General features: G+C 58.1%; 25 protein-coding genes. 19 read left to right on the forward strand and 6 right to left on the reverse strand.

The features are described 5' to 3' along the window. Nucleotides 1-33: 33 nt before the first annotated feature. The 7 genes from dapF to corA all read left to right on the forward strand — a co-directional run bounded on the left by dapF (nucleotide 34) and on the right by corA (nucleotide 6709). Nucleotides 34-858 carry a diaminopimelate epimerase gene (dapF, locus tag CE636_RS15945; RefSeq protein WP_002883394.1) on the forward strand — a complete coding sequence of 275 codons (825 nt, stop codon included), beginning with the start codon at nucleotides 34-36 and terminating at the stop codon, nucleotides 856-858. Further along, nucleotides 855-1562, forward strand: a complete 708-nt coding sequence (locus CE636_RS15950) for a DUF484 domain-containing protein (RefSeq protein WP_017899398.1) — start codon at nucleotides 855-857, stop codon at nucleotides 1560-1562. Before dapF ends, CE636_RS15950 begins: the two co-directional genes overlap by 4 nt. Then, on the forward strand, nucleotides 1559-2461 hold the full coding sequence (gene xerC, locus CE636_RS15955) for a tyrosine recombinase XerC (RefSeq protein ID WP_004886788.1): 903 nt from the start codon (nucleotides 1559-1561) through the stop codon (nucleotides 2459-2461). Before CE636_RS15950 ends, xerC begins: the two co-directional genes overlap by 4 nt. Continuing rightward, the gene (gene yigB, locus CE636_RS15960; protein WP_017899397.1) at nucleotides 2461-3177 is read left to right on the forward strand and encodes a 5-amino-6-(5-phospho-D-ribitylamino)uracil phosphatase YigB; all 717 of its coding nucleotides are present in this window, start codon (nucleotides 2461-2463) and stop codon (nucleotides 3175-3177) included. Before xerC ends, yigB begins: the two co-directional genes overlap by 1 nt. A 63-nt stretch (nucleotides 3178-3240) precedes the next feature. Then, nucleotides 3241-5403: a DNA helicase II gene (gene uvrD / locus CE636_RS15965; protein ID WP_004886784.1), complete on the forward strand. Its 2163-nt coding sequence runs from the start codon at nucleotides 3241-3243 to the stop codon at nucleotides 5401-5403. 148 nt (nucleotides 5404-5551) lie between these two features. Then, the gene (ysgD, locus tag CE636_RS29665) at nucleotides 5552-5608 is read left to right on the forward strand and encodes a YsgD/CorL family protein (RefSeq protein WP_349815745.1); all 57 of its coding nucleotides are present in this window, start codon (nucleotides 5552-5554) and stop codon (nucleotides 5606-5608) included. A gap of 150 nt (nucleotides 5609-5758) precedes the next feature. Further along, entirely contained in the window at nucleotides 5759-6709 is a 951-nt protein-coding gene (gene corA, locus CE636_RS15970) for a magnesium/cobalt transporter CorA (RefSeq protein WP_002883400.1), read from the forward strand. Between the two features lie 87 nt (nucleotides 6710-6796). Here the strand turns inward: corA and rarD are convergent, their stop codons facing one another. Together rarD and yigI are read right to left on the reverse strand one after the other, a co-directional pair. Next, entirely contained in the window at nucleotides 6797-7690 is an 894-nt protein-coding gene (rarD, locus tag CE636_RS15975; RefSeq protein WP_017899396.1) for an EamA family transporter RarD, read from the reverse strand. A gap of 48 nt (nucleotides 7691-7738) precedes the next feature. Further along, the gene (gene yigI, locus CE636_RS15980; RefSeq protein WP_002883404.1) at nucleotides 7739-8203 is read right to left on the reverse strand and encodes an acyl-CoA thioesterase YigI; all 465 of its coding nucleotides are present in this window, start codon (nucleotides 8201-8203) and stop codon (nucleotides 7739-7741) included. A 152-nt stretch (nucleotides 8204-8355) separates the two neighbouring features. Between yigI and pldA the strand changes: the two genes are divergently transcribed. The 3 genes from pldA to rhtC all read left to right on the forward strand — a co-directional run bounded on the left by pldA (nucleotide 8356) and on the right by rhtC (nucleotide 11792). Then, nucleotides 8356-9216 carry a phospholipase A gene (gene pldA / locus CE636_RS15985; protein WP_004886777.1) on the forward strand — a complete coding sequence of 287 codons (861 nt, stop codon included), beginning with the start codon at nucleotides 8356-8358 and terminating at the stop codon, nucleotides 9214-9216. Nucleotides 9217-9283: 67 nt separating this feature from the next. Next, nucleotides 9284-11110, forward strand: coding sequence for an ATP-dependent DNA helicase RecQ (gene recQ / locus CE636_RS15990; RefSeq protein WP_004886773.1), 1827 nt, complete (start codon nucleotides 9284-9286; stop codon nucleotides 11108-11110). A 61-nt stretch (nucleotides 11111-11171) separates the two neighbouring features. Then, nucleotides 11172-11792: a threonine export protein RhtC gene (rhtC, locus tag CE636_RS15995; RefSeq protein ID WP_004886772.1), complete on the forward strand. Its 621-nt coding sequence runs from the start codon at nucleotides 11172-11174 to the stop codon at nucleotides 11790-11792. A gap of 44 nt (nucleotides 11793-11836) precedes the next feature. Here rhtC and CE636_RS16000 read toward each other — a convergent pair whose 3' ends face one another. After that, nucleotides 11837-12769, reverse strand: a complete 933-nt coding sequence (locus CE636_RS16000) for an Rpn family recombination-promoting nuclease/putative transposase (protein WP_017899395.1) — start codon at nucleotides 12767-12769, stop codon at nucleotides 11837-11839. A gap of 162 nt (nucleotides 12770-12931) precedes the next feature. Next, the gene (gene rhtB / locus CE636_RS16005) at nucleotides 12932-13552 is read right to left on the reverse strand and encodes a homoserine/homoserine lactone efflux protein (protein ID WP_002883411.1); all 621 of its coding nucleotides are present in this window, start codon (nucleotides 13550-13552) and stop codon (nucleotides 12932-12934) included. A gap of 109 nt (nucleotides 13553-13661) precedes the next feature. On the opposite strand from rhtB, the gene pldB reads away from it, so the two are divergent. The 3 genes from pldB (at nucleotide 13662) to CE636_RS16020 (ending at nucleotide 16487) form a co-directional block, all read left to right on the forward strand. After that, nucleotides 13662-14654 carry a lysophospholipase L2 gene (pldB, locus tag CE636_RS16010; RefSeq protein ID WP_004886768.1) on the forward strand — a complete coding sequence of 331 codons (993 nt, stop codon included), beginning with the start codon at nucleotides 13662-13664 and terminating at the stop codon, nucleotides 14652-14654. Between the two features lie 44 nt (nucleotides 14655-14698). Next, nucleotides 14699-15499 (forward strand): sugar/pyridoxal phosphate phosphatase YigL, encoded by an 801-nt coding sequence (yigL, locus tag CE636_RS16015; RefSeq protein ID WP_017899394.1) that lies wholly within the window; start codon nucleotides 14699-14701, stop codon nucleotides 15497-15499. Nucleotides 15500-15587: 88 nt separating this feature from the next. After that, nucleotides 15588-16487: a carboxylate/amino acid/amine transporter gene (locus tag CE636_RS16020; protein WP_002883414.1), complete on the forward strand. Its 900-nt coding sequence runs from the start codon at nucleotides 15588-15590 to the stop codon at nucleotides 16485-16487. Here CE636_RS16020 and metR read toward each other — a convergent pair. After that, the gene (gene metR / locus CE636_RS16025) at nucleotides 16375-17328 is read right to left on the reverse strand and encodes an HTH-type transcriptional regulator MetR (protein WP_017899391.1); all 954 of its coding nucleotides are present in this window, start codon (nucleotides 17326-17328) and stop codon (nucleotides 16375-16377) included. The two genes, CE636_RS16020 and metR, sit on opposite strands and share 113 nt — an antisense overlap. 247 nt (nucleotides 17329-17575) lie before the next feature. Between metR and metE the strand changes: the two genes are divergently transcribed. After that, nucleotides 17576-19840 (forward strand): 5-methyltetrahydropteroyltriglutamate--homocysteine S-methyltransferase, encoded by a 2265-nt coding sequence (gene metE / locus CE636_RS16030; protein WP_017899389.1) that lies wholly within the window; start codon nucleotides 17576-17578, stop codon nucleotides 19838-19840. A 58-nt stretch (nucleotides 19841-19898) separates the two neighbouring features. On the opposite strand, the gene CE636_RS16035 is transcribed toward metE, so the two are convergent. Beyond that, nucleotides 19899-20711 carry a dienelactone hydrolase family protein gene (locus CE636_RS16035; protein WP_004886756.1) on the reverse strand — a complete coding sequence of 271 codons (813 nt, stop codon included), beginning with the start codon at nucleotides 20709-20711 and terminating at the stop codon, nucleotides 19899-19901. A 272-nt stretch (nucleotides 20712-20983) separates the two neighbouring features. Here CE636_RS16035 and udp point away from each other — a divergent pair, with 272 nt between their 5' ends. From udp to ubiB, 5 genes are all read left to right on the forward strand, one after another. Continuing rightward, nucleotides 20984-21745 carry a uridine phosphorylase gene (gene udp / locus CE636_RS16040; protein ID WP_002883419.1) on the forward strand — a complete coding sequence of 254 codons (762 nt, stop codon included), beginning with the start codon at nucleotides 20984-20986 and terminating at the stop codon, nucleotides 21743-21745. 133 nt (nucleotides 21746-21878) lie between these two features. After that, entirely contained in the window at nucleotides 21879-23327 is a 1449-nt protein-coding gene (gene rmuC, locus CE636_RS16045) for a DNA recombination protein RmuC (RefSeq protein ID WP_017899388.1), read from the forward strand. A 70-nt stretch (nucleotides 23328-23397) separates the two neighbouring features. Then, a complete protein-coding gene (gene ubiE, locus CE636_RS16050) occupies nucleotides 23398-24153 on the forward strand; it encodes a bifunctional demethylmenaquinone methyltransferase/2-methoxy-6-polyprenyl-1,4-benzoquinol methylase UbiE (protein WP_004886751.1) in 756 nt (251 codons plus the stop codon). Nucleotides 24154-24166: 13 nt separating this feature from the next. Then, complete coding sequence (gene ubiJ / locus CE636_RS16055; protein WP_004886750.1) at nucleotides 24167-24772, forward strand: ubiquinone biosynthesis protein UbiJ; 606 nt, start codon at nucleotides 24167-24169, stop codon at nucleotides 24770-24772. Further along, complete coding sequence (ubiB, locus tag CE636_RS16060; RefSeq protein ID WP_017899387.1) at nucleotides 24769-26409, forward strand: ubiquinone biosynthesis regulatory protein kinase UbiB; 1641 nt, start codon at nucleotides 24769-24771, stop codon at nucleotides 26407-26409. Before ubiJ ends, ubiB begins: the two co-directional genes overlap by 4 nt. Nucleotides 26410-26473: the final 64 nt, after the last annotated feature.

The raw sequence follows: 26473 nt of genomic DNA on the forward strand, positions 1-26473 counted from the left end.
ATAACGTTCTGTTCCGCGCAACTGGAGTAGATGATGCAGTTCTCTAAAATGCATGGCCTTGGCAACGATTTTATGGTCGTTGACGCGGTAACGCAGAATGTTTTTTTCTCGCCGGAGCTGATTCGCCGCCTGGCGGATCGCCACCTTGGCGTCGGGTTCGATCAGCTGTTGGTGGTGGAGCCGCCCTACGATCCGGATCTGGATTTCCATTACCGGATCTTTAATGCCGACGGTAGCGAAGTGTCGCAGTGCGGCAACGGCGCGCGCTGTTTCGCGCGTTTCGTCCGGCTGAAAGGCCTGACCAATAAACGTGATATCCGCGTGAGTACGGCCAACGGCCGTATGGTATTAAGCGTAACGGAAGACGATCTGGTGCGGGTGAATATGGGCGAGCCCAACTTCGAGCCCTCCCAGGTGCCGTTCCGCGCCAACAAAGCGGAAAAGACCTATATCATGCGTGCCGCCGAGCAGACAGTATTGTGCGGCGTGGTGTCCATGGGGAACCCGCACTGCGTTATCCAGGTGGATGATGTGGATACGGCGGCGGTGGAAACCCTCGGCCCGGTGATGGAAAGCCATGAGCGTTTTCCGGAGCGCGCGAATATCGGTTTTATGCAGGTGGTCGGCCGGTCCCATATTCGTCTGCGCGTCTACGAACGCGGCGCGGGGGAAACCCAGGCCTGTGGCAGCGGCGCTTGCGCCGCGGTGGCGGTGGGGATCCAGCAGGGGTTGCTCGCTGAAACGGTACGTGTGGAATTACCCGGCGGTCGTCTTGATATCGCCTGGAAAGGCCCGGGCCAGCCGCTGTTTATGACCGGCCCGGCGGCCCATGTCTATGATGGATTTATTCATTTATGAAACCAATCGGGGAAGAACAGCAGGAGGTCGCCAGCGCATTGAACGATCGTGCAGTGGTGGACTATCTGTTGCAAAATCCTGAATTTTTTATTCGTAATGCCGCCCAGGTCGAACATCTCCGCGTCCCGCATCCGGTGCGCGGTACGATTTCGCTGGTGGAGTGGCACATGATGCGGGCGCGTAACCATATCCATGTGCTGGAAGAGAATATGTCGCTGCTGATGGAGCAGGCGGTAGCCAATGAAAGCCTGTTCCAGCGCCTGCTGCAGCTGCAAGCGCGGCTGGCGGCTGCGGAGAGCCTCGACGATATGCTTAACCGCCTTCACCGCTGGGCGCGCGAGCTGGGGCTGGCGGGCGCCACGGTGCGCCTGTTCCCTGACAGCTGGCGCCTGGGCGCGCCTTCGAAGTTTACCCACCTGGCGTTAAGCCGGCAGGCGTTTGAGCCGATCCGTATTCAGCGTCTGGGCCAGGCGCGCCACTACCTTGGGCCGTTGAACGGTCCGGAGCTGCTGGTGGTATTGCCGGAGGCGAAAGCCATTGGGTCAGTGGCGATGTCGCTGCTGGGCGGCGATAATGCCCCTGGCGTGATGCTCTTTAGCAGCCGCGATGCGCAGCATTATCAGCCAGGACAGGGGACGCAGCTGCTGCAGGAGATCGCCCAGATGCTGCCCGGCCTGCTGGAGCGCTGGATTGAACGCGCATGACCGATTCTCCTCTCTTCTCCGCCGTCGCCCGCTTTCTGCGCCACCTTGGCGTTGAACGCCAGCTCAGCCCGATCACGTTACTGAATTACCAGCGACAGCTGGACGCGCTGATTGCCCTGGCGGATGAGGCGGGTCTGAAAAGCTGGTCGCAGTGCGATGCCGCTCAGGTGCGAAGTTTTGCGGTGCGCAGTCGCCGCGCGGGATTAGGCCCGGCAAGCCTGGCGCTTCGCCTGTCGGCGCTGCGCAGTTTCTTCGACTGGCTGGTCGGCCAGGGCGAGCTCAGCGCCAATCCGGCGAAAGGGATTGCCGCGCCGAAAATTCCCCGTCACCTGCCAAAAAATATCGATGTCGATGACGTCAATCGGCTGCTGGATATTGATCTCAACGATCCGCTGGCGGTGCGCGACCGGGCGATGCTGGAGGTGATGTACGGCGCGGGGCTGCGTTTGTCCGAGCTGGTCAACCTTGATATCAAACATCTCGATCTCGAAAGCGGCGAGGTCTGGGTGATGGGCAAAGGCAGCAAAGAGCGCCGCTTGCCGATCGGTCGCAACGCCGTGATGTGGATTGAGCACTGGCTGGATTTACGCGGCCTGTTCGGTACTGACGACGACGCGCTGTTTTTGTCGAAACTGGGCAAGCGCATTTCGGCGCGCAACGTACAGAAGCGGTTCGCCGAGTGGGGCATTAAGCAGGGACTGAACAGCCATGTGCATCCGCACAAGCTTCGCCACTCCTTTGCCACCCATATGCTGGAGTCCAGCGGCGATCTGCGCGGTGTGCAGGAGCTGTTGGGTCATGCTAACCTCTCCACCACCCAAATCTATACCCATCTCGACTTTCAACACCTTGCCTCGGTGTACGATGCCGCGCATCCGCGCGCAAAACGGGGGAAATAATGCGTTTTTACCGACCTCTGGGCCAGATTTCCGCGCTGACGTTTGACCTGGACGATACCCTTTATGATAACCGCCCGGTCATTGACCGGACGATGCACGAGTCGCTGGCTTTTGTACGCAGCTACCATCCGTCGCTCAGCCAGTTCGACGCCCATGAGCTTAATCAGCTGCGCCAGACGCTGTTGGCATCCGAGCCTGAGATCTATCACGACGTGACCGTCTGGCGCCACCGTGCGCTGGAGTTAGGCATGCGTAACGCCGGACTCTCCGCCGACGAGGCGAAAGCGGGGGCCGATGCGGCGATGGAACACTTCGCCCAGTGGCGCAGCCGCGTCGATGTCCCGCAGGAGACCCACGATACGCTGGCGAAGCTGGCGGAGAAGTGGCCGCTGGTGGCGATTACCAACGGCAACGCCCGACCAGAGTTGTTCGGCCTGAGCGACTATTTCCGCTTTGTGCTGCGCGCCGGGCCGGATGGCCGCTCCAAGCCGTTTGCCGACATGTACCATCTGGCGGCGGAGCGCCTGAACTTACCGCTCGGGCATATTCTGCACGTCGGCGATGACCTGACCACTGACGTCGCCGGATCGCTGCGCTGTGGCATGCAGGCCTGCTGGATCAAACAGCAAGGCGCGGACCTGATGCACACCGCGGACAGCCGCCTGCTGCCGCATATTGAAATTTCACGGTTGGCATCTCTGACCTCGCTGATATAATCACCAGTTACTCTGTATATATTAACAGGGGTTCGTGGAACCCCTTCTCTTCCGGCGGTGCCAATGGACGTTTCTTACCTGCTCGACAGCCTTAATGACAAACAGCGTGAAGCCGTAGCGGCCTCGCGCACCAACATGCTGGTTCTGGCAGGGGCGGGCAGTGGTAAGACGCGCGTTCTGGTGCACCGTATCGCCTGGCTGCTGAGCGTGGAGAACTGCTCGCCGTATTCTATTATGGCGGTGACCTTTACCAACAAAGCGGCGGCAGAGATGCGCCACCGTATCGGCCAGCTGATGGGCACCACCCAGGGCGGCATGTGGGTGGGCACCTTCCACGGCCTGGCCCACCGCCTGCTGCGCGCGCACCATCTGGACGCCAACCTGCCGCAGGATTTCCAAATCCTCGATAGCGAAGACCAGCTGCGCCTGCTGAAGCGTCTGATTAAGGCGATGAACCTCGATGAGAAGCAGTGGCCGCCGCGTCAGGCGATGTGGTACATCAACAGCCAGAAAGATGAAGGGCTGCGCCCGCATCATATTCAGAGCTACGGCAACCCGGTCGAGCAGACCTGGCAGAAGGTCTATCAGGCCTATCAGGAAGCCTGCGATCGCGCCGGGCTGGTGGACTTCGCCGAACTGCTGCTGCGCGCCCACGAGCTGTGGCTGAATAAGCCGCATATCCTCCAGCACTACCGTGAGCGGTTCACCAATATCCTCGTCGACGAATTCCAGGATACCAACAACATTCAGTACGCGTGGATCCGCCTGTTGGCGGGCGATACCGGCAAGGTGATGATCGTCGGCGATGACGATCAGTCGATTTACGGCTGGCGCGGCGCGCAGGTCGAGAACATTCAGCGTTTCCTTAACGATTTTCCCGGTGCGGAAACCATCCGCCTTGAGCAGAACTATCGCTCGACCAGCAACATCCTCAGCGCCGCCAACGCCCTGATTGAAAACAACAACGGTCGCCTGGGCAAGAAGCTATGGACCGACGGCGCCGACGGCGAGCCGATCTCGCTGTACTGCGCTTTCAACGATCTCGACGAAGCACGCTTCGTAGTGAACCGGATAAAAACCTGGCAGGAGAACGGCGGGGCGCTGGAGCAGTGCGCCATCCTCTATCGCAGCAACGCCCAGTCGCGCGTGCTGGAAGAGGCGCTTCTGCAGGCCAGTATGCCGTACCGCATCTATGGCGGCATGCGCTTCTTCGAACGCCAGGAAATCAAAGACGCGCTCTCGTACCTGCGTCTGATCGCCAACCGTAACGACGATGCGGCGTTTGAGCGCGTAGTCAATACGCCGACCCGCGGCATCGGCGACCGCACGCTGGACGTGGTGCGCCAGACGTCACGCGATCGTCAGCTGACGCTGTGGCAGGCCAGCCGTGAGCTGCTGAAAGATAAAGCGCTGGCCGGTCGCGCCGCCAGCGCCCTGCAGCGCTTTATGGAGCTGATTGACGCGCTGGCGCAGGAGACCACCGATATGCCGCTGCACGTCCAGACCGATCGGGTGATTAAAGACTCCGGGCTGCGCGCGATGTACGAGCAGGAGAAAGGCGAGAAGGGTCAGACCCGTATTGAAAACTTAGAGGAGCTGGTGACGGCGACGCGCCAGTTTAGCTACAACGAAGAAGATGAAGATCTGATGCCGCTGCAGGCGTTCCTCTCCCACGCCGCGCTGGAAGCGGGCGAGGGACAGGCGGATACCTGGCAGGACGCGGTTCAGCTAATGACCCTGCACTCGGCGAAAGGGCTGGAGTTCCCGCAGGTGTTCATCGTCGGCGTCGAGGAGGGGATGTTCCCGAGCCAGATGGCCCTTGATGAAGGCGGCCGCCTGGAAGAAGAGCGTCGTCTGGCCTACGTCGGCGTGACCCGCGCCATGCAGAAGCTGACGCTGACCTACGCGGAAACCCGACGTCTGTACGGCAAAGAGGTTTACCATCGGCCGTCGCGCTTTATTGGAGAACTGCCGCAGGAGTGCGTAGAAGAAGTGCGTCTGCGGGCTACGGTGAGCCGCCCGGTAAACCATCAGCGACTGGGCGCGCCGATTGCCGAGAGCGATACCGGCTACAAATTAGGCCAGCGCGTACGGCATCCGAAGTTTGGCGAAGGCACCATCGTCAACCTCGAAGGCAGCGGCGAGCACAGCCGGCTGCAGGTGGCTTTTCAGGGTCAGGGGATCAAATGGCTGGTCGCGGCTTACGCCCGGCTCGAGGAAGTGTAACTTTAAGAAAAATATCATTATTTTGTAATATTCTGCTACCTTTATACGTTAAGGCGCCTGATTTGCGCTTTCGCGTTCCGTTGCGTGTTGACGCCGATTTTGCGCTGGCGTAACATGCGCGCACGATTACGCTAAGAGGACATTCGCCTTGGACACACCCAGTAGATGCTGGCTCAACTTCCTGTCATTCAGGAACAACTCCTAAGGCTATCCTCTTATGCTGATAGCCTTAGCGGTTGTCAGCGACCTGCCCCATTCCCGTCGCGCTGAGTCAGGCTTAATGGTCTGAAACCCAATTTGTTTCTGTGTGCCCACCGAACTGTCCGATAATTTTTTTGCATTGGGAGTCCCGGTCATGCTGAGCGCATTTCAACTGGAAAACAATCGTTTAACGCGCCTGGAAGCCGATGAGATCAAGCACCTCGCCAGCTCGGTGTGGGTCGATCTGGTCGAGCCTGACGACGATGAGCGAAGCCGCGTGCAGACGGAACTGGGTCAGAACCTGGCGACGCGCCCGGAGCTGGAAGATATCGAAGCCTCCGCGCGTTTCTTTGAAGATGAAGACGGGTTACATATCCACTCCTTCTTCTTTTTCGAAGATGCCGACGATCACGCGGGTAACTCTACCGTGGCGTTTACCATCCGCGAAGGGCGCCTGTTTACGCTGCGTGAGCGTGAACTGCCCGCTTTTCGCCTCTACCGCATGCGCGTGCGTAACCAGACCCTGGTGGACGGCAACGCCTACGAGCTGCTGTTAGATCTGTTCGAGACCAAAATCGAACAGCTGGCGGATGAGATAGAAAACATCTACAGCGACCTGGAAAAGCTGAGCCGCGTGATTATGGAAGGCCACCAGGGCGATGAGTACGACGAAGCGCTGTCGACGTTGGCGGAGCTGGAAGATATCGGCTGGAAGGTCCGCCTGTGTTTGATGGATACCCAGCGCGCGCTGAACTTTCTCGTGCGCAAAGCGCGCCTGCCGGCGGGCCAACTGGAGCAGGCGCGGGAGATCCTGCGCGATATCGAATCCCTGCTGCCGCACAACGAATCGCTGTTCCAGAAGGTGAACTTCCTGATGCAGGCGGCGATGGGCTTTATCAACATCGAGCAGAACCGCATCATCAAGATCTTCTCGGTGGTGTCGGTGGTGTTCCTGCCGCCAACTCTGGTGGCCTCCAGCTACGGGATGAACTTTGAATTTATGCCTGAGCTGCACTGGAGCTTCGGCTACCCGGGGGCGATCGTCTTTATGATGCTGGCTGGCCTGGCGCCGTATCTCTACTTCAAGCGTAAAAACTGGCTGTAGTTGTTGTGCCGGATGCGCTGCGCTTATCCGGCCTGGGTGCTGTACTTTTGTAAGCCGGATAGGGCGGAGCCGCCATCCGGCAATGTCCTAGCTCCGACGCCCCCGCCTTTGCGTATACACCGCATCCATCACGAATATCGCCAGCGCCACCCAGATAAAGCCAAAGGTGACCATTTTATCCTTGCCCGGCACTTCGCCGTAGAACGTCACCGCCAGCAGGAACATCAGCGTCGGGCCGATGTACTGGAAAAAGCCCAGCGTGGAGAGCCGCAGACGCGTTGCCGCCCCGGTGAAGCACAGCAGAGGGATGGTGGTCACCACGCCCGCCGCCATCAGCAGCAGATTGAGCGACCAGGGGTTCTGCCCCATATGGCTGGTGGGGCTGTCGGTGATGCCGAACAGCCAAATCGCCGCCACCGGCAACAGCCACAGCGTTTCCACCAGCATGCCGGTCTGCGCATCGACAGCGATTTTCTTCCGCACCAGACCATAAAAGGCAAAGCTGAAGGCCAAACCAAGGCCGATTATCGGTAGCGAACCAAAGGTCCAGAGCTGCACCAGCACGCCGCAAAAGGCGAGGATCATCGCCAGCCACTGCAGGCGACGGAAACGTTCGCCAAGGAAAATCATCCCTAACAGAATATTCACCAGCGGGTTGATAAAGTAGCCGAGGCTGGCTTCCAGCATATGGTGGTTATTCACCGCCCAGATGAACAGCAGCCAGTTGCCGCCGACCAGCACCGCAGAGAGCGCCAGCAGGAAGATCTTGCGCGGCGTCTTCAGCAGCTTTTTCACCTGCGGCCACTGACGGCTAACGCTGATGAGCGCCACCATGAAGAAGAAAGACCAGATCACGCGATGGGTCAGAATTTCATCGGCGGGAACATAGTAGATAAGTTTGAAGTACGCCGGCGCGATACCCCAGATAAAGTAGGCGGCGAGGGCCAGAATAATCCCCAACCGCGTCTGTTTCGCATCCATCGGTAAAATCCATTGCCAAAGAGAGTGATGTTACTCGATTTTGGGCAATCAACCCACCATATAGGTCGCTGTTGCGCTGGCAATATATACCTGAGCTTCGTTATGCAGTTCCACACGGGCTACCGCCACTTTATTGCCGGCGCGCAGCAGGGTGCTGGTCGCGGTAAAACGTTCGCCGCGGCCAGGACGCAGGTAGTCCACGCGCAGGTCGATGGTTCCCATGCGGGAAAGCCGCTGGCGCAGCTCTTCTTCATTGATGGTGTCATGGCGGGTAAGGGTGCTGCCAACGCAGACCAGACCTGCGGCGACGTCCAGCGCGGAGGCGATTACACCGCCATGCAGAATGCTTTGCGCCCAGTTGCCGACCATCATCGGCTGATTATTAAAGCTGAGCTGGGCAAACGCTTTTTCATAGCGCTCCAGTTCGAGGCCGAGGGCGCGGTTAAACGGCATGTGATAGACGAAAATCTCCCCCACCAGTTTCAGAGCTGCTTCGGCAGTAAGTTCAGACATAACACCGGTTCCATTCGTTAATAAAATGTTGATTTTATGCTTCTAAAATATTGATTTCCACTTTCGGAGTGGATTAGGGGGCAGGGGATTAATAAACAGGTAGAATGTCTTCAGGTTAAACAAAAATAAAAACTATTTATCAGGAGACCAGCATGCGTATCTCTTTGGCCTGCCTGGCGGCGCTGTGCGCGCTACCGGCTGGTGTTATGGCGCAGGATGCGTCGGTACACGACAAACCAGCAGTGCGCGGCAGTATTATCGCCAACCTGCTACAGGATCATGATAATCCTTTTCTGCTCTACCCTTATGAAAGCAACTATCTGCTCTACACGTGGACCAGCGATCTCAATAAAGAGGCGATTCGCAGCTATGACTGGGCCGAAAATGCCCGTAAAGATGAAGTCAAGTTTCAACTGAGCCTCGCCTTCCCGCTGTGGCGCGGCATCCTGGGGGATAATTCGCTGCTCGGCGCGTCCTATACCCAGAAGTCCTGGTGGCAGCTCTCCAACAGCAAAGAGTCGGCGCCGTTTCGCGAAACCAACTATGAACCTCAGCTGTTCCTTGGCTTTGCCACCGACTATCAGTTTGCCGGCTGGACGTTGCGCGATATCGAAATGGGATATAACCACGACTCGAATGGCCGCTCCGATCCCACCTCGCGTAGCTGGAACCGGCTCTATGCCCGCCTGATGGCGCAAAATGGCAACTGGCTGGTGGAAGTGAAACCCTGGTATGTGGTGGGCAGCACCGATGATAACCCGGATATCACCAAATATATGGGCTATTACCGCCTGAAGGTGGGTTACCAGCTTGGCGAGGCGATCCTCAGCGCGCAGGGGCAATATAACTGGAACACTGGCTACGGCGGGGCGGAGTTGGGGGTGAGCTATCCCATCACCAAACATGTTCGCGCTTACACCCAGATCTACAGCGGCTACGGCGAATCGCTTATCGACTATAACTTTAATCAAACGCGCGTCGGCGTCGGGCTAATGCTCAACGATCTGTTTTAATCGTTGCACTCTGGCTCGCAGGCGCTGAAAATAGCGCCTGTTTTCTTTTCAGGCAAATGGGGTCAACGTGGCACAGGCGGAAGTATTAAATCAGGAATCGCTGGCTAAGCAGGTTTTACAAGAGACCTTCGGCTACCAGCAGTTCCGCCCTGGCCAGGAGACGATTATCGAGACGGTGCTCGAGGGCCGTGACTGCCTGGTGGTCATGCCGACCGGTGGCGGCAAGTCACTGTGTTATCAGGTACCGGCGCTGGTTATGGGCGGCCTGACGGTAGTGGTCTCGCCGCTGATCTCGCTGATGAAAGATCAGGTCGATCAGCTGCTGGCCAACGGCGTGGCGGCGGCCTGTCTGAACTCGACCCAGAGCCGCGAACAGCAGCAGGACGTGATGGCCGGCTGCCGCAGCGGGCAGGTTCGTCTGCTGTATATCGCTCCGGAACGGTTGATGCTCGACAACTTCCTTGAGCATCTGGCGAACTGGAATCTGGCGATGCTGGCGGTGGACGAAGCGCACTGCATCTCCCAGTGGGGCCATGACTTCCGCCCGGAATATGCCGCGCTGGGCCAGCTTCGTCAGCGGATGCCGCAGATCCCGTTTATGGCGTTGACCGCCACCGCCGATGACACCACCCGCCGCGATATCGTCCGTCTGCTGGGACTTAACGATCCGCTCATACAGGTCAGCAGCTTCGACCGGCCGAACATCCGCTATATGCTGATGGAGAAATTCAAGCCACTCGACCAACTGATGCGCTACGTCCAGGATCAGCGCGGCAAATCGGGCATTATCTACTGCAACAGCCGTTCGAAAGTGGAAGATACCGCCGCGCGTCTGCAGAGCCGCGGCATCAGCGCGGCGGCTTACCATGCCGGCCTGGAAAACGACGTGCGCGCCGACGTGCAGGAGAAATTCCAGCGCGACGATCTGCAGATTGTGGTGGCGACAGTGGCCTTTGGGATGGGCATCAACAAGCCGAACGTCCGCTTTGTGGTGCATTTTGATATCCCGCGCAATATTGAATCCTACTATCAGGAGACCGGCCGCGCCGGGCGTGACGGCCTGCCGGCGGAAGCGATGCTGTTTTACGATCCGGCGGACATGGCGTGGCTGCGCCGCTGTCTGGAAGAGAAGCCCGCCGGGCCGCTGCAGGATATCGAACGGCATAAGCTGAACGCGATGGGGGCGTTTGCTGAAGCCCAGACCTGTCGTCGTCTGGTGCTGCTGAACTACTTTGGCGAAGGACGCCAGGAGCCGTGCGGCAATTGCGATATCTGTCTTGATCCGCCGAAGCAGTACGATGGCTTAATGGACGCCCGTAAGGCGCTCTCCACTATTTACCGGGTCAACCAGCGCTTCGGGATGGGTTATGTGGTGGAAGTCCTGCGAGGCGCTAACAATCAGCGCATCCGTGAGATGGGCCACGATAAGCTCCCGGTATACGGCATCGGCCGGGAACAGAGTCACGAGCACTGGGTGAGCGTGATCCGCCAACTGATTCACCTTGGGCTGGTGACGCAGAATATCGCCCAGCACTCCGCGCTGCAGCTGACCGAAGCCGCACGCCCGGTGCTGCGCGGCGACGTCCCGCTGCAGCTTGCCGTACCGCGTATCGTGGCGCTGAAGCCGAAGGCGATGCAGAAATCCTTCGGCGGTAATTACGATCGTAAGCTGTTTGCCAAGCTGCGCAAATTACGTAAAGCGATTGCCGATGAAGAAAACATTCCCCCGTACGTGGTCTTTAACGACGCGACGCTTATTGAGATGGCGGAGCAGTCGCCGCTAACCGCCGGCGAAATGCTCAGCGTCAACGGCGTGGGGACACGTAAACTCGAGCGTTTCGGCAAGCCGTTTATGGCGCTGATCCGGTCGCATGTCGATGGCGACGACGAGTAGTCAGCTGGCTATAAAAGTGCCAGAATAGTTATCCTCTTCATTATTTTCCTGCGAGTTAACTATGCTGATGCTTTTCCTTACCGTGGCGCTGGTGCATATCATTGCGCTGATGAGTCCGGGGCCGGATTTTTTCTTTGTCTCACAAACGGCCATCAGCCGCTCGCGCAGAGAGGCGATGATGGGAGTGCTGGGGATCACCTGCGGCGTAATGATCTGGGCGGGGGTAGCGCTGCTCGGCCTGAACCTGATCCTCGCCAGAATGGCGTGGCTGCACAACATCATTATGGTCGGCGGGGGCTTGTACCTGTGCTGGATGGGCTACCAGATGCTGCGCGGCGCGTTGAAAAAAGAGGCGGTATCCCCGCCAGAGCCGCAGGTTGAGCTGGCCCGCAGCGGACGCAGCTTCCTGAAGGGATTGCTGACCAATCTGGCGAACCCGAAAGCGATTATCTATTTCGGCTCGGTGTTCTCGCTGTTCGTCGGTGACAGCGTTGGCGCCGGCGCGCGCTGGGGTATTTTTCTGCTGATTATCATGGAGACGCTGGCCTGGTTTATGGTGGTTGCCAGCCTGTTCGCCCTGCCGGGGATGCGCCGCGGCTATCAGCGGATGGCGAAGTGGATCGACGGTATCGCCGGCACGCTGTTTGCGGGCTTCGGCATCCACCTGATTATCTCGCGTTAACCTGGCGTGATGCTCCACCCGGCTATATCCGGGTGGAGAAAGTGTCAGTGGCGAAGCCGCTGCAGCTCGTCTTCAGACAGACCGGTCATTTCCATAATCGCTTCGTCATCAATACCGCGTTTGCGCATCGCTTCGGCAACCTGCAGCAGGGCCTGATGTTTGCCTTCCTTTATACCTTCCTTTATACCTTGCTGTACGCCTTTCCTGATGTCTTTTTCCATACCTTCTGCGAGCCATGTTTCCGCCAGCGTCATCAGTAATCCTCCATGCTGCGGCACGCGCTGTGCCAGCCCGTATAAGAGTGTCCGAGTATCCTCGGCATCCCCTGCCTGAGCCATATAGTTTACCAATACGGTGATTTGTTGTCCGCTCATCTGCTCCAGCATTAAGAGTTGGGTCAACTTATCCAGCAATTGCGCCATATCGCGCTGACGGATGTGTTTTTGCACCAGCGTCAGGGCCGCCATGCTGCGGTGCTGCATAATGTCGTCGTCGGGGATCACCGTGATATCGACCAGCGGAAACGCTCCGCTATAGAGCTGGCGGGCGGTCTCGGGATCGGCGAAATTATCCAGCCAGCTCATAGACCAGGGATAGGGGCTGCGTCGTCCCTGATAGAAGAGGACCGGGATAACCAGAGGCAGCGTTTTATGGCCGTTCTCCAGATGGCGCTGCATGGCGGCGACGGCATAGCGCATTAAGCGAAAGGCCATCAGTTTATCGGGGGCGCTCTGGTGCTCGATCAGAACATGGACATACCCCTTACCGCGGGTGGTTTCCAGCGAGTAGAGAATATCGCTGTAGTAGGGCCTGAGGTCGTCTTCAAGAAAGCTGCCGGATTCCAGACGTAGGGTATCCAGTTTGCAGATCGCTGTTAACGCCGGAGGCAGGTGGATCTCGATGAAATCGCGCGCCGTCTCTATCCGTGAGAGAAAAGTTTTAAATACCGCATCATGAGGGGTCGCCGTTTCTGCCATCGCCGTTCATCCGTGAATCACCTATCTGGCGGCATCCTGGCACGGTGGGCTCAGCGTCGACAGCGGGCAAAAAAATTAATTTCCCGCTTTGCGCGCCGGCTCGCGCAGAGAGATTGCTTCGCCCGCCAGGCGAACCTCTCTTTGCGAGCGAGATTTCATCATTCAGGCGTGACGGGCGGAGGCGAGGAGCGCCCCAACCAGCATAAACAGTGAACCAAAGACTTTATTCAGCGCCTTCATCTGCTTTGGCCCTTTAATCCAGGCTGAAATGCGCTGCGCCAGGGTCGCATAGCCAATCATCACAATGATATCGACGACGATGGTGGTGACGCCCAGAACGAGATACTGCATCACCTGGGGCTGGTGGGGCAGGATAAACTGCGGAAACAGGGCGGCCAGAAAAACAATGCTTTTGGGATTGGTGAGATTCACGAACACCGCACGCTGGAACAGTTTGCCGCGCGTCTGCGCCTTCGCCAGCGTATTCAGGTCGATGGCCCCTGCCGCGCGCCATTGCTGGATACCCAGCCAGATAAGATAGGCTGCGCCGGCCCATTTCAGCACCTCAAAGGCCAGAACCGAGCGGGAGAACAGGGTGCCGAGACCGACGCCGACCAGCACGATATGAATGGCCAGCCCGGTCTGCAAACCGGCAATTGACGCCGCCGCGCCGCGGTATCCGTGGTTAATGGAGGTGGTCATGGTATTAATCGCTCCGGAACCCGGGGACAGGCTGAGAATGATTGATGTCAGCAGGTAGGCGAACCACCACTCAATGGTCATGAGAAACTCCCTGATTGTCTGTTTTTATGCCACAATACGCTATTGTGTCAGCATTGTGTGATACACGGCAAAAAAACGATTTTCAGCGGTTAACAGGGGTGTAAACCCGATGTTTGGGCAGAAAAAGGACTGGGAAACACGAGAAAACGCGTTTGCGGCCTTTAGCATGGGGCCGCTGACGGATTTCTGGCGACAGCGCGAAGAGGCTGAATTTAAAGGCGTCGATGATGTACCGGTACGCTTTGTTCGCTTTTGCGCGCAAAATCACGATCGACTGGTGCTGATTTGCCCTGGGCGCATTGAAAGCTACGTGAAGTATGCTGAAGTGGCCTACGATCTCTTTCACAGCGGCTTTGACGTGATGATCATCGACCATCGCGGTCAGGGTCGCTCGGGTCGTCTGCTCTCTGATACTCACCGCGGGCACGTGGTGAACTTCAGCGATTATGTTGATGACCTGGCTGCGCTCTGGCAGCAGCAGGTGGTCCCCGGCCACTGGCGAAAACGGTTTATCCTCGCTCACTCTATGGGCGGGGCGATTGCCACGCTCTTTCTGCAACGCTACCAGGCGCATTGCGATGCGATTGCGCTCTGCGCGCCGATGTTCGGGATTATCATTCGGCTGCCGGACTGGATGGTGCGTCATATTCTCGACTGGGCTGAGGGCCATCAGCGCATTCGCGAAGAGTATGCCATCGGCACCGGACGCTGGCGGGCGCTGCCTTTTGCCGTTAACGTGCTGACGCACAGTCGACAACGCTATCGTCGTAACCTGCGCTTCTATGCCGACGAGCCGCGACTGCAGGTTGGCGGCCCGACCTGGCACTGGGTGCGCGAAGGCATGCTGGCCGGTGACGAAGTGCTGGCGAATGTGGAAAAAGATACCGCCCCGACGCTGCTGCTGCAGGCGGAGGAGGAGCGGGTGGTCGATAATCTAATGCACGACCGCTATTGTGAATTACGGGCCGCCGCCGGCCATCCCTGTGAGGGCGGAAAGCCGCTCGTCATTGAAGGGGCATACCATGAGATCCTTTTTGAAAAGGACGCTATGCGCTCAGTCGCGCTCAATGCCATCGTCGAGTTTTTCAATCGACATACTTAATCCGACGATAACGCTCGTCGCCCTGCTTAGAGGTTAACTTTTTTATGTACCAGGTTGTTGCGTCTGATTTAGACGGCACGCTGCTTTCCCCCGATCATTTCCTGACCCCCTATGCCAAAGAGACGCTGAAGCTGCTTACCGCCCGTGGGATCAATTTCGTCTTCGCCACCGGCCGACACTACATCGACGTCGGGCAGATCCGCGATAACCTCGGCATCCGGTCGTACATGATCACCTCTAACGGCGCCCGCGTTCACGATAGCGATGGTCAGCAAATCTTCGCCCATAACCTTGACCGTGATATTGCCGCCGACCTGTTTGAGATCGTGCGTAACGACCCGAAAATCGTCACTAACGTCTATCGGGAAGATGAGTGGTATATGAACCGCCATCGCCCGGAAGAGATGCGCTTTTTCAAAGAGGCGGTGTTTAACTACAAGCTGTATGAGCCGGGCGAACTGGATCCGCAGGGGATCAGCAAGGTGTTCTTTACCTGTGAGGATCACGAACATTTGCTGCCGCTTGAGCAGGCGATGAACGCCCGCTGGGGCGATCGCGTGAACGTCAGCTTCTCCACCTTAACCTGCCTGGAGGTGATGGCGGGCGGGGTATCGAAGGGGCATGCGCTGGAGGCAGTGGCGAAAATGCTCGGCTACAGTCTGTCAGATTGCATCGCTTTCGGCGACGGCATGAACGACGCCGAGATGCTGTCGATGGCCGGCAAAGGCTGCATTATGGCCAACGCCCACCAGCGGCTGAAGGATCTGCATCCGGAACTGGAAGTGATCGGTAGCAACGCCGACGATGCGGTCCCGCACTACCTGCGTAAGCTGTACCTCGACTGACAAAGATTGACGACTGGCGAATAATTACCCAGTCGTCAACCTGACTCTTCGCTACAATGCCTGTTCTTTATCCAACGAGACGACCATTGTGGCGCTGTTAATTATCACCACTATCCTGTGGGCCTTTTCTTTTAGCCTGATTGGCGAGTACCTGGCCGGTAGCGTCGACAGCTATTTTTCGGTACTGATGCGCGTGGGCCTGGCGGCGCTGGTGTTCCTGCCTTTCCTGCGCACGCGAGGCCAGTCTCCGCGCACGATCGTGCTCTATATGCTGGTGGGCGCGATGCAGCTTGGCATCATGTACCTGCTGGCCTTCCGCGCTTATCTCTATCTGACGGTCTCGGAATTCCTGCTGTTTACCGTGTTTACCCCGTTGTATATCACGCTGATCTACGATCTGCTCAGCGGACGGAAACTGCGCTGGGGCTATCTGCTGAGCGCCGCGCTGGCGGTGCTGGGGGCGGCGATTATCCGTTACGACAAAGTCAGCGATCATTTCTGGACCGGGCTGTTACTGGTGCAGTTGTCAAACCTCTGCTTCGCCATCGGGATGGTGGGTTACAAGCGCCTGATGGAGGTGCGTCCGATGCCGCAGCACAATGCCTTTGCCTGGTTCTATGTCGGGGCCTTTATCGTGGCGGTGGCGGCGTGGTTTATGCTCGGCAACGCCCAGAAGCTGCCGACCACCACGCTGCAGTGGAGCGTGCTGGTGTGGCTCGGCGTGGTGGCTTCCGGGCTGGGCTACTTTATGTGGAACTATGGCGCCACCCAGGTGGATGCCGGCACGCTGGGGATCATGAATAACGTCCATGTCCCCGCCGGGCTGCTGGTTAACCTTGCCATCTGGCAGGAGCAGCCGCACTGGCCGAGCTTTATTAGCGGAGCGTTGGTGATCCTGGCCTCGCTGTGGGTCCATCGACGCTGGGTCGCTCCGCACTCCGGACAAACGGCAGATGATCGCAGGCGTGGTTCCGCGCAGAGCGAATAAACGCTTCGGTGACCGGTTGACGCTGCTCGCCATCGCGAACGGCCGCGTACAGCCGGCTCCATAATCCCTCTCCCAGGGTTTTGGTCACCACCAGACCCTGGCGTTCAAAACTTTCCACCACCCAGTGCGGCAGCGCGGCGATGCCCATCCGGGCTGCCACCATCTGGATCAGCAACAGCGTGTTATCGACGCTTTTTAGCTGGGGGCTGATACCGGCCGGCTGCAGGAAATGGCGCCAGATGTCGAGGCGTCCGCGCTGTACGGGATAAATCAGCAGCGTTTCCGCGGCCAGATCCTCCGGCGTAATCAGCGTCTTCATGGCTAACGGGTGCTCAGGCGCCAGCACCAGGCGCACCTCATAATCAAACATTGGCGAGTAATGCAGACCGCTGCGCGGCAGGATATCGGAGGTCATCACCAGATCCAGTTCGCCCTGCTGCAGCGCAGGCTGCGGGTCGAAGGTGACGCCGGAATGGAAGTCGACTTCCACGTGTGGCCAGCGGGCGCGGAAATTCTCCAGCGCCGGCGTCAGCCACTGAATACAGCTGTGGCATTCGATAGCCAGCCGCAGCCGGGTCTGCTGCGGTTCGTTACAGTCCTGCAGGGCGCGGGCGATCTGCGGCAGCACCTGGTTGGCCAGCTGTAAGAGGATCTCCCCCTGAGGGGTAAAACGCAGCGGCTGGCTCTTACGCACAAAGAGACGAAAGCCAAGACGCTGTTCCAGATCGCTGAACTGGTGAGACAAGGCGGACTGGGTCTGGTGCAGGGCAGCCGCTGCGCCCGCCAGTGAACCGCTATTCCGCAACGCTTGCAGCGTTTTCAGATGTTTAATTTCGATCATGAAAGTCCTTCACTTCGCCATGAGCAATTTGCGCTTGAGGAATATACAGTAACTGCCAATTATGGATGTGTAAACATCTGGACGTCTAAAACTCGTCATATTTCGACTTGCAGATGCGTTGGCTGCCTCGCTTACCCCAGTCACTTACTTCAGTAAGCTCCTGGGGATGCGCATCGTTGCCGCCTTCCTGCAAGCCGAACTATTTAGAGTTTTTCTTCAGATTCAATGAAATAAGAGAGGAACAAAAATGACAATTATTAACCACACCCTCGGTTTTCCTCGCGTTGGCCTGCGTCGCGAGCTGAAAAAAGCGCAAGAGAGCTATTGGGCGGGCAATGTCACTCGCGAGGAGCTGCTGGCGGTAGGCCGGGAACTGCGCGCCCGTCACTGGGAGCAGCAGAAGCAGGCCGGTATTGACCTGCTGCCGGTGGGCGATTTCGCCTGGTACGACCATGTTCTGACCACCAGCCTGCTGCTTGGCAACGTGCCGGCTCGTCATCAGAACAAAGACGGCTCTGTCGATATCGATACCCTGTTCCGCATTGGCCGCGGCCGCGCGCCCACCGGCGAGCCAGCGGCCGCCGCGGAAATGACCAAGTGGTTCAACACCAACTATCACTACATGGTGCCGGAGTTCGTGCAGGGCCAGCAGTTCAAACTGACCTGGACCCAACTGCTGGATGAAGTGGACGAAGCGCTGGCGCTAGGCCACAAGATCAAGCCCGTGCTGCTGGGGCCGGTGACTTATCTGTGGCTGGGCAAAGTGAAAGGCGAACCGTTTGACCGTCTGAGCCTGCTGAATGCCATCCTGCCGGTTTATCAGCAGGTGCTGGCCGAACTGGCGAAGCGCGGCATTGCGTGGGTGCAGATTGATGAACCGGCGCTGGTGCTGGAGCTGCCGCCAGCGTGGCTGGAGGCCTTTAAACCGGCTTATGACGCCCTGCAGGGCCAGGTCAAACTGCTGCTGACCACCTATTTTGAAGGCGTTAGCGACAATCTCGAGACCATTGCTGCGCTACCGGTCCAGGGGCTGCACGTCGATCTGGTCCACGGTAAAGATGATGTCGCCGAACTGCATAAACGTCTGCCGGCCGACTGGCTGCTGTCCGCCGGCCTGATCAACGGGCGTAACGTCTGGCGCGCCGATCTCGCCGAAAAGTATGCGCAAATTAAAGACCTCGTCGGTAAGCGCGAGCTGTGGGTCGCTTCATCCTGCTCTCTGCTGCACAGCCCGATCGACCTGAGCGTGGAGACGCGCCTTGATGCGGAAGTGAAGAGCTGGTTTGCCTTCGCTCTGCAAAAATGCGGTGAGCTGGCGCTGCTGCGCGATGCGCTGAACAGCGGCGATACGGCGGCGATTACCGAGTGGAGCGCGCCAGTCCATGCTCGTCGCCATTCGTCTCGCGTACACAACCCGGCGGTGGAAAAACGGCTGGCGGCGATCACTCCTCAGGACAGCCAGCGAGCCAGCCCCTATGAGGTTCGCGCTCAGGCACAGCGTCAACGCTTTAACCTGCCGGCCTGGCCGACCACCACCATCGGGTCATTCCCGCAGACGACCGAGATCCGCGGCCTGCGCCTGGACTTCAAAAAGGGAAATCTTGACGCCAGTCATTATCGTACCGGCATTGCGGAACATATTAAGCAGGCGATCGTCGAGCAGGAGCGGTTAGGATTAGACGTACTGGTGCACGGGGAAGCCGAGCGGAACGATATGGTGGAATACTTCGGTGAACATCTGGACGGTTTCATCTTCACGCAAAACGGCTGGGTGCAGAGCTATGGCTCCCGCTGCGTGAAGCCGCCGGTGGTGATCGGCGACGTTAGCCGTCCGCAGGCGATCACCGTTGAATGGGCGAAGTACGCGCAGTCGCTGACCGACAAGCCGGTGAAAGGGATGCTCACTGGACCGGTGACGATTCTGTGCTGGTCCTTCCCGCGGGAAGACGTCAGCCGTGAAACCATCGCGAAACAGATTGCGCTGGCCCTGCGTGATGAAGTGGCGGATCTGGAGGCGGCCGGTATCGGCATCATCCAGATTGATGAGCCGGCCTTGCGCGAAGGTTTACCGCTGAAGCGCAGCGACTGGGATGCCTATCTGCAGTGGGGTGTGGAAGCCTTCCGTCTTAACGCTGCGGTGGCCAAAGACGATACTCAGATCCATACCCACATGTGCTATTGCGAGTTCAACGACATCATGGACTCCATCGCCGCGCTGGATGCTGACGTGATCACCATTGAAACCTCGCGTTCCGACATGGAACTGCTGGAGTCGTTCGAAGTGTTCGAGTATCCCAATGAGATCGGGCCGGGAGTATATGATATTCACTCGCCAAACGTACCGAGCGTGGAGTGGATCGAAGCGCTGCTGGAAAAAGCCGCGCAGCGTATCCCGGCGGAGCGGCTGTGGGTCAATCCGGACTGCGGCCTGAAAACCCGCGGCTGGCCGGAGACGCGCGCCGCGCTGGCGAATATGGTGCAAGCGGCGCGGAATCTGCGCCAGTCCGCTTGATCGTCACCGGAAAAATCAAAAAGGAGGCATTTGCCTCCTTTTTTCATGCTTTGGGCGATTACCCTTTTTTTCCGCCATACTGCGCAAACCAGGCCAGCATTCGCTGCCAGCCGTCTTTGGCTGACTCTTCGTGATAGCTGGCGCGATAGTCGGCGTTAAAGGCGTGATCGGCTTCGGGATAGACCACGATTTCCGCTGTGGCGTTAGCCGCCCGCAGCGCCTGACGCATCGTCTCGACGGTGTCCTGCGGAATGCTGGCGTCTTTCGCACCGTACAGGCCGAGCACCGGGGCGTTGAGATCGACGGCGATATCCACCGGATGTTTTGGCGAATTCAGCGATTTTTCTCCCACCAGCTTGCCGTACCAGGCCACTGCCGCTTTAAGCTGCGGGTTATGTGCGGCATACAGCCAGGTGATGCGTCCGCCCCAGCAGAAGCCGGTGATCAGCAGACGATGGGCATCGCCGCCATGACGCGCCGCCCAGCTGGCGACGTGGTCGAGATCCGCCAACACCTGCGCGTCCGGCACCTTGGTAACCAGCTCTTTAAACAGGGTTGGGATATCGTGATACTCATTCGGATCGCCCTGACGGAAGTACAACTCAGGCGCGATAGCCAGATAGCCTTCCTGCGCCAGGCGGCGACAAAGATCGCGAATATGCTCATGCACGCCGAAAATTTCCTGTACCACGATGACGATCGGCAATGGGCCATCGACGTTTTTCGGACGGGCATGGTAAGCCGGCATGTTTTCACCCTGAGAGGGAATAGAGGTCTCTCCGGCGACAATATGCTCTTCCGGCGTATGAACGGCGGTTGCGGCGTGCGGCGAGGCTGCAGGTGCGAATCCAGGTTGCTTGGTGGTGGTCATGGTATTCTCCGTACCCTTATTTATTAGCGCATCAGTAACTATAGACCCTTTACCTTTAGTTCGGGCGGTAATAAAGCACAGTGCCTGAAAGCGGCTATCTTTTGTTCTGTGACGATGAATATAACTTGTTAATGTGATGTGTATCACTATTTACTGAAAAACAACTGCAATCATTATTGTTCTTGGTGACTATCATCACAAAATGTTGCCTGGGGCTTCTGTACAGTACCGTTTTGCTTCTGCTGATAATTCGACCCACAGAGGAGTTTTTTATGTCCAAGTCTGATGTTTTTCATCTCGGCCTCACCAAGAACGATTTACAAGGGGCTACGCTGGCTATCGTCCCTGGCGATCCGGAGCGTGTGGAAAAGATCGCCGCGCTGATGGATAAGCCGGTTAAGCTGGCATCCCACCGCGAATTTACCTCCTGGCGCGCGGAGCTGGACGGCAAACCGGTGATCGTCTGCTCCACTGGCATCGGCGGCCCGTCTACGTCTATCGCTGTGGAAGAGCTGGCGCAGCTTGGCGTACGTACCTTCCTGCGCATTGGCACCACCGGCGCCATTCAGCCGCACATCAACGTTGGCGATGTGCTGGTCACCACCGCCTCCGTGCGTCTGGACGGCGCCAGCCTGCACTTCGCGCCGATGGAATTCCCGGCCGTCGCAGATTTCGCCTGCACCACCGCGCTGGTGGAAGCGGCGAAATCCATTGGCGCCACCACCCATATCGGCGTGACCGCCTCCTCGGATACTTTCTACCCGGGCCAGGAGCGTTACGACACGTTCTCCGGTCGCGTGGTGAGCCGCTTCAAAGGCTCTATGGAAGAGTGGCAGGCGATGGGCGTGATGAACTATGAAATGGAATCCGCTACGCTGCTGACCATGTGCGCCAGCCAGGGCCTGCGCGCCGGGATGGTGGCTGGGGTTATCGTTAACCGTACCCAGCAAGAGATCCCTAACGCCGAAACCATGAAGCAAACCGAAAGCCACGCGGTGAAAATCGTCGTCGAAGCGGCGCGCCGTCTGCTGTAATTAAACCGCTTTCCCTTCAGGCCGGATCCTCCGGCCTTTTTTTTGCGTCGCCTCTCGCAGGAAATTCCTTTTAAACTGGACGTTTGTACAGCACAATTCTATTTTGTGTCATCAGGTTATCGCAGGGGGCGTCGTGGATCTCTCCATTATTATCAGCGCGGTTATCGCACTGGCTGCCGGGTTAATCGTCGGCTGGCTGGCGACCAAAGCGCGCGCCGATCAAATTCGGGCCGATCTTATCGAGGAGCGGCGAGAGCTGGATATTGAGCTGAGCGCTGCCCGTCAGCAACTGGTCCAGGAAGCCCACTGGCGTGAAGAGTGCGAGCTGCTGAACAACGAGCTGCGCAGCCTGCGGGATATCAATACCTCGCTGGAGGCCGATCTGCGTGAGGTTACCACCCGGCTCGAATCCACCCAGCTGCATGCGGAAGATAAGATCCGCCAGATGGTGAACAGCGAGCAGCGCCTGAGCGAGCAGTTTGAAAACCTCGCCAACCGCATTTTCGAACACAGCAACCGACGCGTCGATGAGCAAAATCGCCAGAGCCTGCATGGCCTGCTGACACCGCTTCGCGAACAACTGGACGGGTTCCGCCGGCAGGTGCAGGAGAGCTTCGGTCAGGAGGCGCGAGAAAGGCACACCCTGGCGCATGAGATCCGTAACCTGCAGCAGCTGAACGCGCAGATGGCGCAGGAGGCGCTGAACCTGACCAAAGCGCTGAAGGGCGATAACAAAACCCAGGGCAATTGGGGGGAAGTGGTTCTCACCCGCGTGCTGGAGGCCTCCGGCCTGCGGGAAGGCTATGAGTACCAAACCCAGGTCAGCATCGAGACCGACAACCGCTCGCGGATGCAGCCGGACGTCATCGTGCGCCTGCCGCAGGGTAAAGACGTGGTTATCGACGCCAAAATGACCCTTGTCGCCTATGAGCGTTATTTCAACGCCGAGGACGACTACACCCGCGAAGTCGCGCTGCAGGAGCACCTTGCTTCGGTGCGAAATCATATTCGCCTGCTGGGGCGCAAGGATTATCAGCAACTGCCAGGCCTGCGCTCCCTAGACTATGTGCTGATGTTTATTCCCGTCGAGCCGGCATTCCTGCTGGCCATCGACCGTCAGCCCGAGCTTATCAGCGAGGCGCTGCAAAATAATATTATGCTGGTTAGCCCGACGACGCTGCTGGTGGCCCTGCGCACCATCGCCAATCTGTGGCGTTATGAGCACCAAAGCCGCAACGCGCAGAAGATCGCCGAGCGGGCGGGGCGCCTTTACGACAAAATGCGCCTGTTTGTGGACGATATGTCCGCTATCGGCCAGAGTCTGGATAAAGCGCAAGAGAACTATCGCCAGGCGATGAAAAAGCTCGCTTCCGGGCGCGGTAATCTTCTGGCCCAGGCGGAGGCTTTTCGCGGGTTGGGCGTGGAGGTCAAGCGCGGGATTAATCCTGATTTAGTCGAACAAGCCATTGCTCAGGACGATCCATATCGTCTCGAAGCGGAGGATAACCTGCCGGAAAATGAGGCATTTTCACCCGACTCTGCCGAGCCGGTGCGTAGCCGGGAGGCGGCTCCGCCACGCTGAAACGTATGGGAAATGCGCTGAGTCTGATACACTCAGTGAACATTTTCTTGAAAAGCAAGCAGGCATAAAGATGGTTGAGGATTCACAAGAAACGACGCACTTTGGCTTTCAGACGGTCGCTAAAGAGCAGAAAGCAGACATGGTGGCGCATGTATTCCATTCTGTCGCCGCAAAGTATGATGTGATGAATGACTTGATGTCGTTTGGTATCCATCGTTTGTGGAAGCGTTTCACCATCGACTGCAGCGGCGTACGTCGCGGGCAGACCGTGCTGGATCTGGCGGGGGGGACCGGTGATTTGACGGCTAAGTTTTCCCGTCTGGTAGGGGAAACCGGCCGCGTTATGCTTGCTGATATCAATGATTCAATGCTCAAAATGGGCCGCGAAAAGCTGCGCAATATCGGCATCGTGGGTAACGTTGAGTATGTTCAGGCCAACGCGGAAGCCCTGCCGTTTGCTGATAATACCTTTGACTGCATCACCATCTCTTTCGGTCTGCGTAACGTGACCGACAAAGAGAAAGCGCTGCGCTCGATGTACCGCGTGCTGAAGCCGGGTGGACGTCTGCTGGTGCTGGAGTTTTCTAAACCCATTATCGAACCGCTGAGCAAAGCCTACGACGCTTACTCCTTCCATATCCTGCCGAAAGTGGGCGAGCTGGTGGCAAAAGATGGCGACAGCTATCGCTACCTGGCGGAATCTATTCGTATGCATCCGGACCAGGAAACCCTGAAAGGGATGATGCAGGATGCAGGCTTCGAAAGCGTGGACTACTACAACCTGACGGCGGGTATCGTTGCTTTGCATCGCGGTTACAAGTTCTGACAGGAGGGACGCTATGCCTTTCACACCCCTGGTGACCGCTGGCATTGAAACGGCGCTAAATACTTTCCTCTGGCGCGACAAAGCGCTAAAACCCGCCCGCCAGCGCCTGCTGGGCAAGGTATTGCGGGTACAGCTGCAGGATTTCGCTACGCCCGTGGTGCTGGTGTTCAGTGAACGCCAGGTTGATGTTCTGAGCGCCTGGGACGGAGAGGCTGACTGCACCGTGATTACCCGGCTCAGCGTGCTGCCAAAACTACGCAACCGTCAACAACTGACGGCGCTTATCCGTAGCGGCGAGCTGGAAGTGCAGGGCGATCTGCAGGTGGTGCAGAACATGGTCACCCTGTGCGATCTGGCAGAGTTCGATCCCGCTGAGCTGCTGGCGCCTTATACCGGTGACATCGTGGCCGAAGGCGTCGGTAAAGTCCTCCGCGGCGGCGCTCAGTTTTTACTGAAGGGCGCGCAGCGCCAGCAGCGTTATGTCGCTGAAGCGATCACTGAAGAGTGGCGCCTGGCACCGGGGCCGCTGGAGCTGGCCTGGTTTGCTGAAGAGACGACGGCTATTGAACGCGCGCTGGCCGCACTGGAAAAACGGCTGGAAACGCTGGAGGGCAAATGACGCCAGGAGAATTACGGCGCCTGTATTTCATCATCCACACCTTTTTGAGCTACGGGCTCGATGAGCTTATCCCCAAAATGCGGATCACGCTGCCGCTGCGTATCTGGCGGCGGATGCTCTTCTGGATGCCAAACCGCCATCAGGATCAACCTCTTGGCGCCCGTCTGCGGCTGGCGCTCCAGGAGCTGGGGCCGGTGTGGATTAAATTCGGCCAGATGCTTTCCACGCGGCGGGATCTCTTTCCTCCGCATATTGCCGATCAACTGGCGCTGTTGCAGGACCGCGTGGCGCCCTTTGAAGGGAAGCTTGCGCAGCAGCAGATAGAAAAAGCGATGGGTGGCCTGCCGGTGGAGGCCTGGTTTGATGATTTCTCCGTTGAGCCGTTAGCCTCGGCGTCTATCGCCCAGGTGCATACCGCGCGTCTGAAAGAGAGCGGCAAAGAGGTGGTGATCAAGGTTATCCGCCCGGATATCTTGCCGATCATTAAAGCGGACATGAAGCTCATCTACCGCCTGGCGCGCTGGGTGCCGCGACTGCTGCCTGACGGCCGACGTCTGCGCCCGCAGGAGGTGGTTCGTGAGTATGAAAAAACGCTGCTGGACGAGCTGAACCTGCTGCGGGAATCCGCCAACGCCATTCAGTTGCGGCGTAATTTCGAAGACAGCCCGATGCTGTATGTGCCGGAAGTGTACCCCGATTACTGCAGCGAAAGCATGATGGTGATGGAGCGCATCTACGGCATTCCGGTTTCCGACGTGGAGGCGCTCGAGGCTCAGGGAACCAATATGCAACTGCTGGCGGAGCGGGGTGTGCAGGTCTTCTTCACCCAGGTGTTCCGCGACAGCTTTTTCCATGCCGATATGCACCCTGGCAACATCTTCGTCAGCTACGAGCACCCGGAAGATCCGCAGTATATTGGCATCGACTGCGGTATTGTCGGCTCGCTGAACAAAGAAGATAAGCGCTATCTGGCGGAAAACTTTATCGCCTTTTTCAACCGCGATTATCGTAAGGTTGCCGAGCTGCACGTCGACTCCGGTTGGGTTCCGCCGGACACCAATGTTGAAGAGTTTGAGTTCGCGATCCGCACGGTCTGCGAGCCCATCTTTGAGAAGCCGCTGGCGGAGATCTCCTTCGGCCACGTGCTGCTAAATCTGTTCAACACCGCGCGGCGCTTCAATATGGAAGTCCAGCCGCAGCTTGTTTTGCTACAGAAGACATTACTTTACGTAGAAGGGGTAGGCCGGCAGCTCTATCCTCAGTTAGACTTGTGGAAAACGGCGAAGCCTTTCCTTGAGTCGTGGATCAAAGATCAGGTCGGTATTCCGGCGCTGGTGCGCGCGTTTAAAGACAAAGCGCCGTTCTGGATCGAAAGAATGCCTGAAATACCTGAGCTGGTGTATCAGAGCCTGCAGCAGAGCAAACAGCTGCAGACCAGCGTCGATACTATCGTGCGGGATATGCATGTGCGTCATGTGCGCCAGGGCCAATCCCGTTATCTGTTTGGTATAGGCGCGGTTTTATTGCTCAGTGGTACGCTGCTTTTTATCCATCGCCCTGAGTGGGGAATGATGCCCGGCTGGCTGATGGCCGGCGGTATCGTGACCTGGCTGATTGGCTGGCGAAAAACCCGCTGATCGGTTCGCCTCTTCATGACGCAGGCTTATTTGCGCAAAATCATGCCGGTGGCCTGACGGCGAG

The organism is Klebsiella sp. LY, assembly GCF_004010915.1.
GTDB lineage: Bacteria > Pseudomonadota > Gammaproteobacteria > Enterobacterales > Enterobacteriaceae > Klebsiella > Klebsiella quasipneumoniae.

Bases quoted from the DNA above. Each gene is read 5' to 3' on its own strand.
- dapF (WP_002883394.1), top strand. From the start codon at position 34: ATGCAGTTCTCTAAAATGCATGGCCTTGGCAACGATTTTATGGTCGTT.
- CE636_RS15950 (WP_017899398.1), top strand. From the start codon at position 855: ATGAAACCAATCGGGGAAGAACAGCAGGAGGTCGCCAGCGCATTGAAC.
- xerC (WP_004886788.1), top strand. From the start codon at position 1,559: ATGACCGATTCTCCTCTCTTCTCCGCCGTCGCCCGCTTTCTGCGCCAC.
- yigB (WP_017899397.1), top strand. From the start codon at position 2,461: ATGCGTTTTTACCGACCTCTGGGCCAGATTTCCGCGCTGACGTTTGAC.
- uvrD (WP_004886784.1), top strand. From the start codon at position 3,241: ATGGACGTTTCTTACCTGCTCGACAGCCTTAATGACAAACAGCGTGAA.
- corA (WP_002883400.1), top strand. From the start codon at position 5,759: ATGCTGAGCGCATTTCAACTGGAAAACAATCGTTTAACGCGCCTGGAA.
- rarD (WP_017899396.1), bottom strand. From the start codon at position 7,690: ATGGATGCGAAACAGACGCGGTTGGGGATTATTCTGGCCCTCGCCGCC.
- yigI (WP_002883404.1), bottom strand. From the start codon at position 8,203: ATGTCTGAACTTACTGCCGAAGCAGCTCTGAAACTGGTGGGGGAGATT.
- pldA (WP_004886777.1), top strand. From the start codon at position 8,356: ATGCGTATCTCTTTGGCCTGCCTGGCGGCGCTGTGCGCGCTACCGGCT.
- rhtC (WP_004886772.1), top strand. From the start codon at position 11,172: ATGCTGATGCTTTTCCTTACCGTGGCGCTGGTGCATATCATTGCGCTG.
- CE636_RS16000 (WP_017899395.1), bottom strand. From the start codon at position 12,769: ATGGCAGAAACGGCGACCCCTCATGATGCGGTATTTAAAACTTTTCTC.
- rhtB (WP_002883411.1), bottom strand. From the start codon at position 13,552: ATGACCATTGAGTGGTGGTTCGCCTACCTGCTGACATCAATCATTCTC.
- pldB (WP_004886768.1), top strand. From the start codon at position 13,662: ATGTTTGGGCAGAAAAAGGACTGGGAAACACGAGAAAACGCGTTTGCG.
- yigL (WP_017899394.1), top strand. From the start codon at position 14,699: ATGTACCAGGTTGTTGCGTCTGATTTAGACGGCACGCTGCTTTCCCCC.
- metR (WP_017899391.1), bottom strand. From the start codon at position 17,328: ATGATCGAAATTAAACATCTGAAAACGCTGCAAGCGTTGCGGAATAGC.
- metE (WP_017899389.1), top strand. From the start codon at position 17,576: ATGACAATTATTAACCACACCCTCGGTTTTCCTCGCGTTGGCCTGCGT.
- CE636_RS16035 (WP_004886756.1), bottom strand. From the start codon at position 20,711: ATGACCACCACCAAGCAACCTGGATTCGCACCTGCAGCCTCGCCGCAC.
- udp (WP_002883419.1), top strand. From the start codon at position 20,984: ATGTCCAAGTCTGATGTTTTTCATCTCGGCCTCACCAAGAACGATTTA.
- ubiE (WP_004886751.1), top strand. From the start codon at position 23,398: ATGGTTGAGGATTCACAAGAAACGACGCACTTTGGCTTTCAGACGGTC.
- ubiJ (WP_004886750.1), top strand. From the start codon at position 24,167: ATGCCTTTCACACCCCTGGTGACCGCTGGCATTGAAACGGCGCTAAAT.
- ubiB (WP_017899387.1), top strand. From the start codon at position 24,769: ATGACGCCAGGAGAATTACGGCGCCTGTATTTCATCATCCACACCTTT.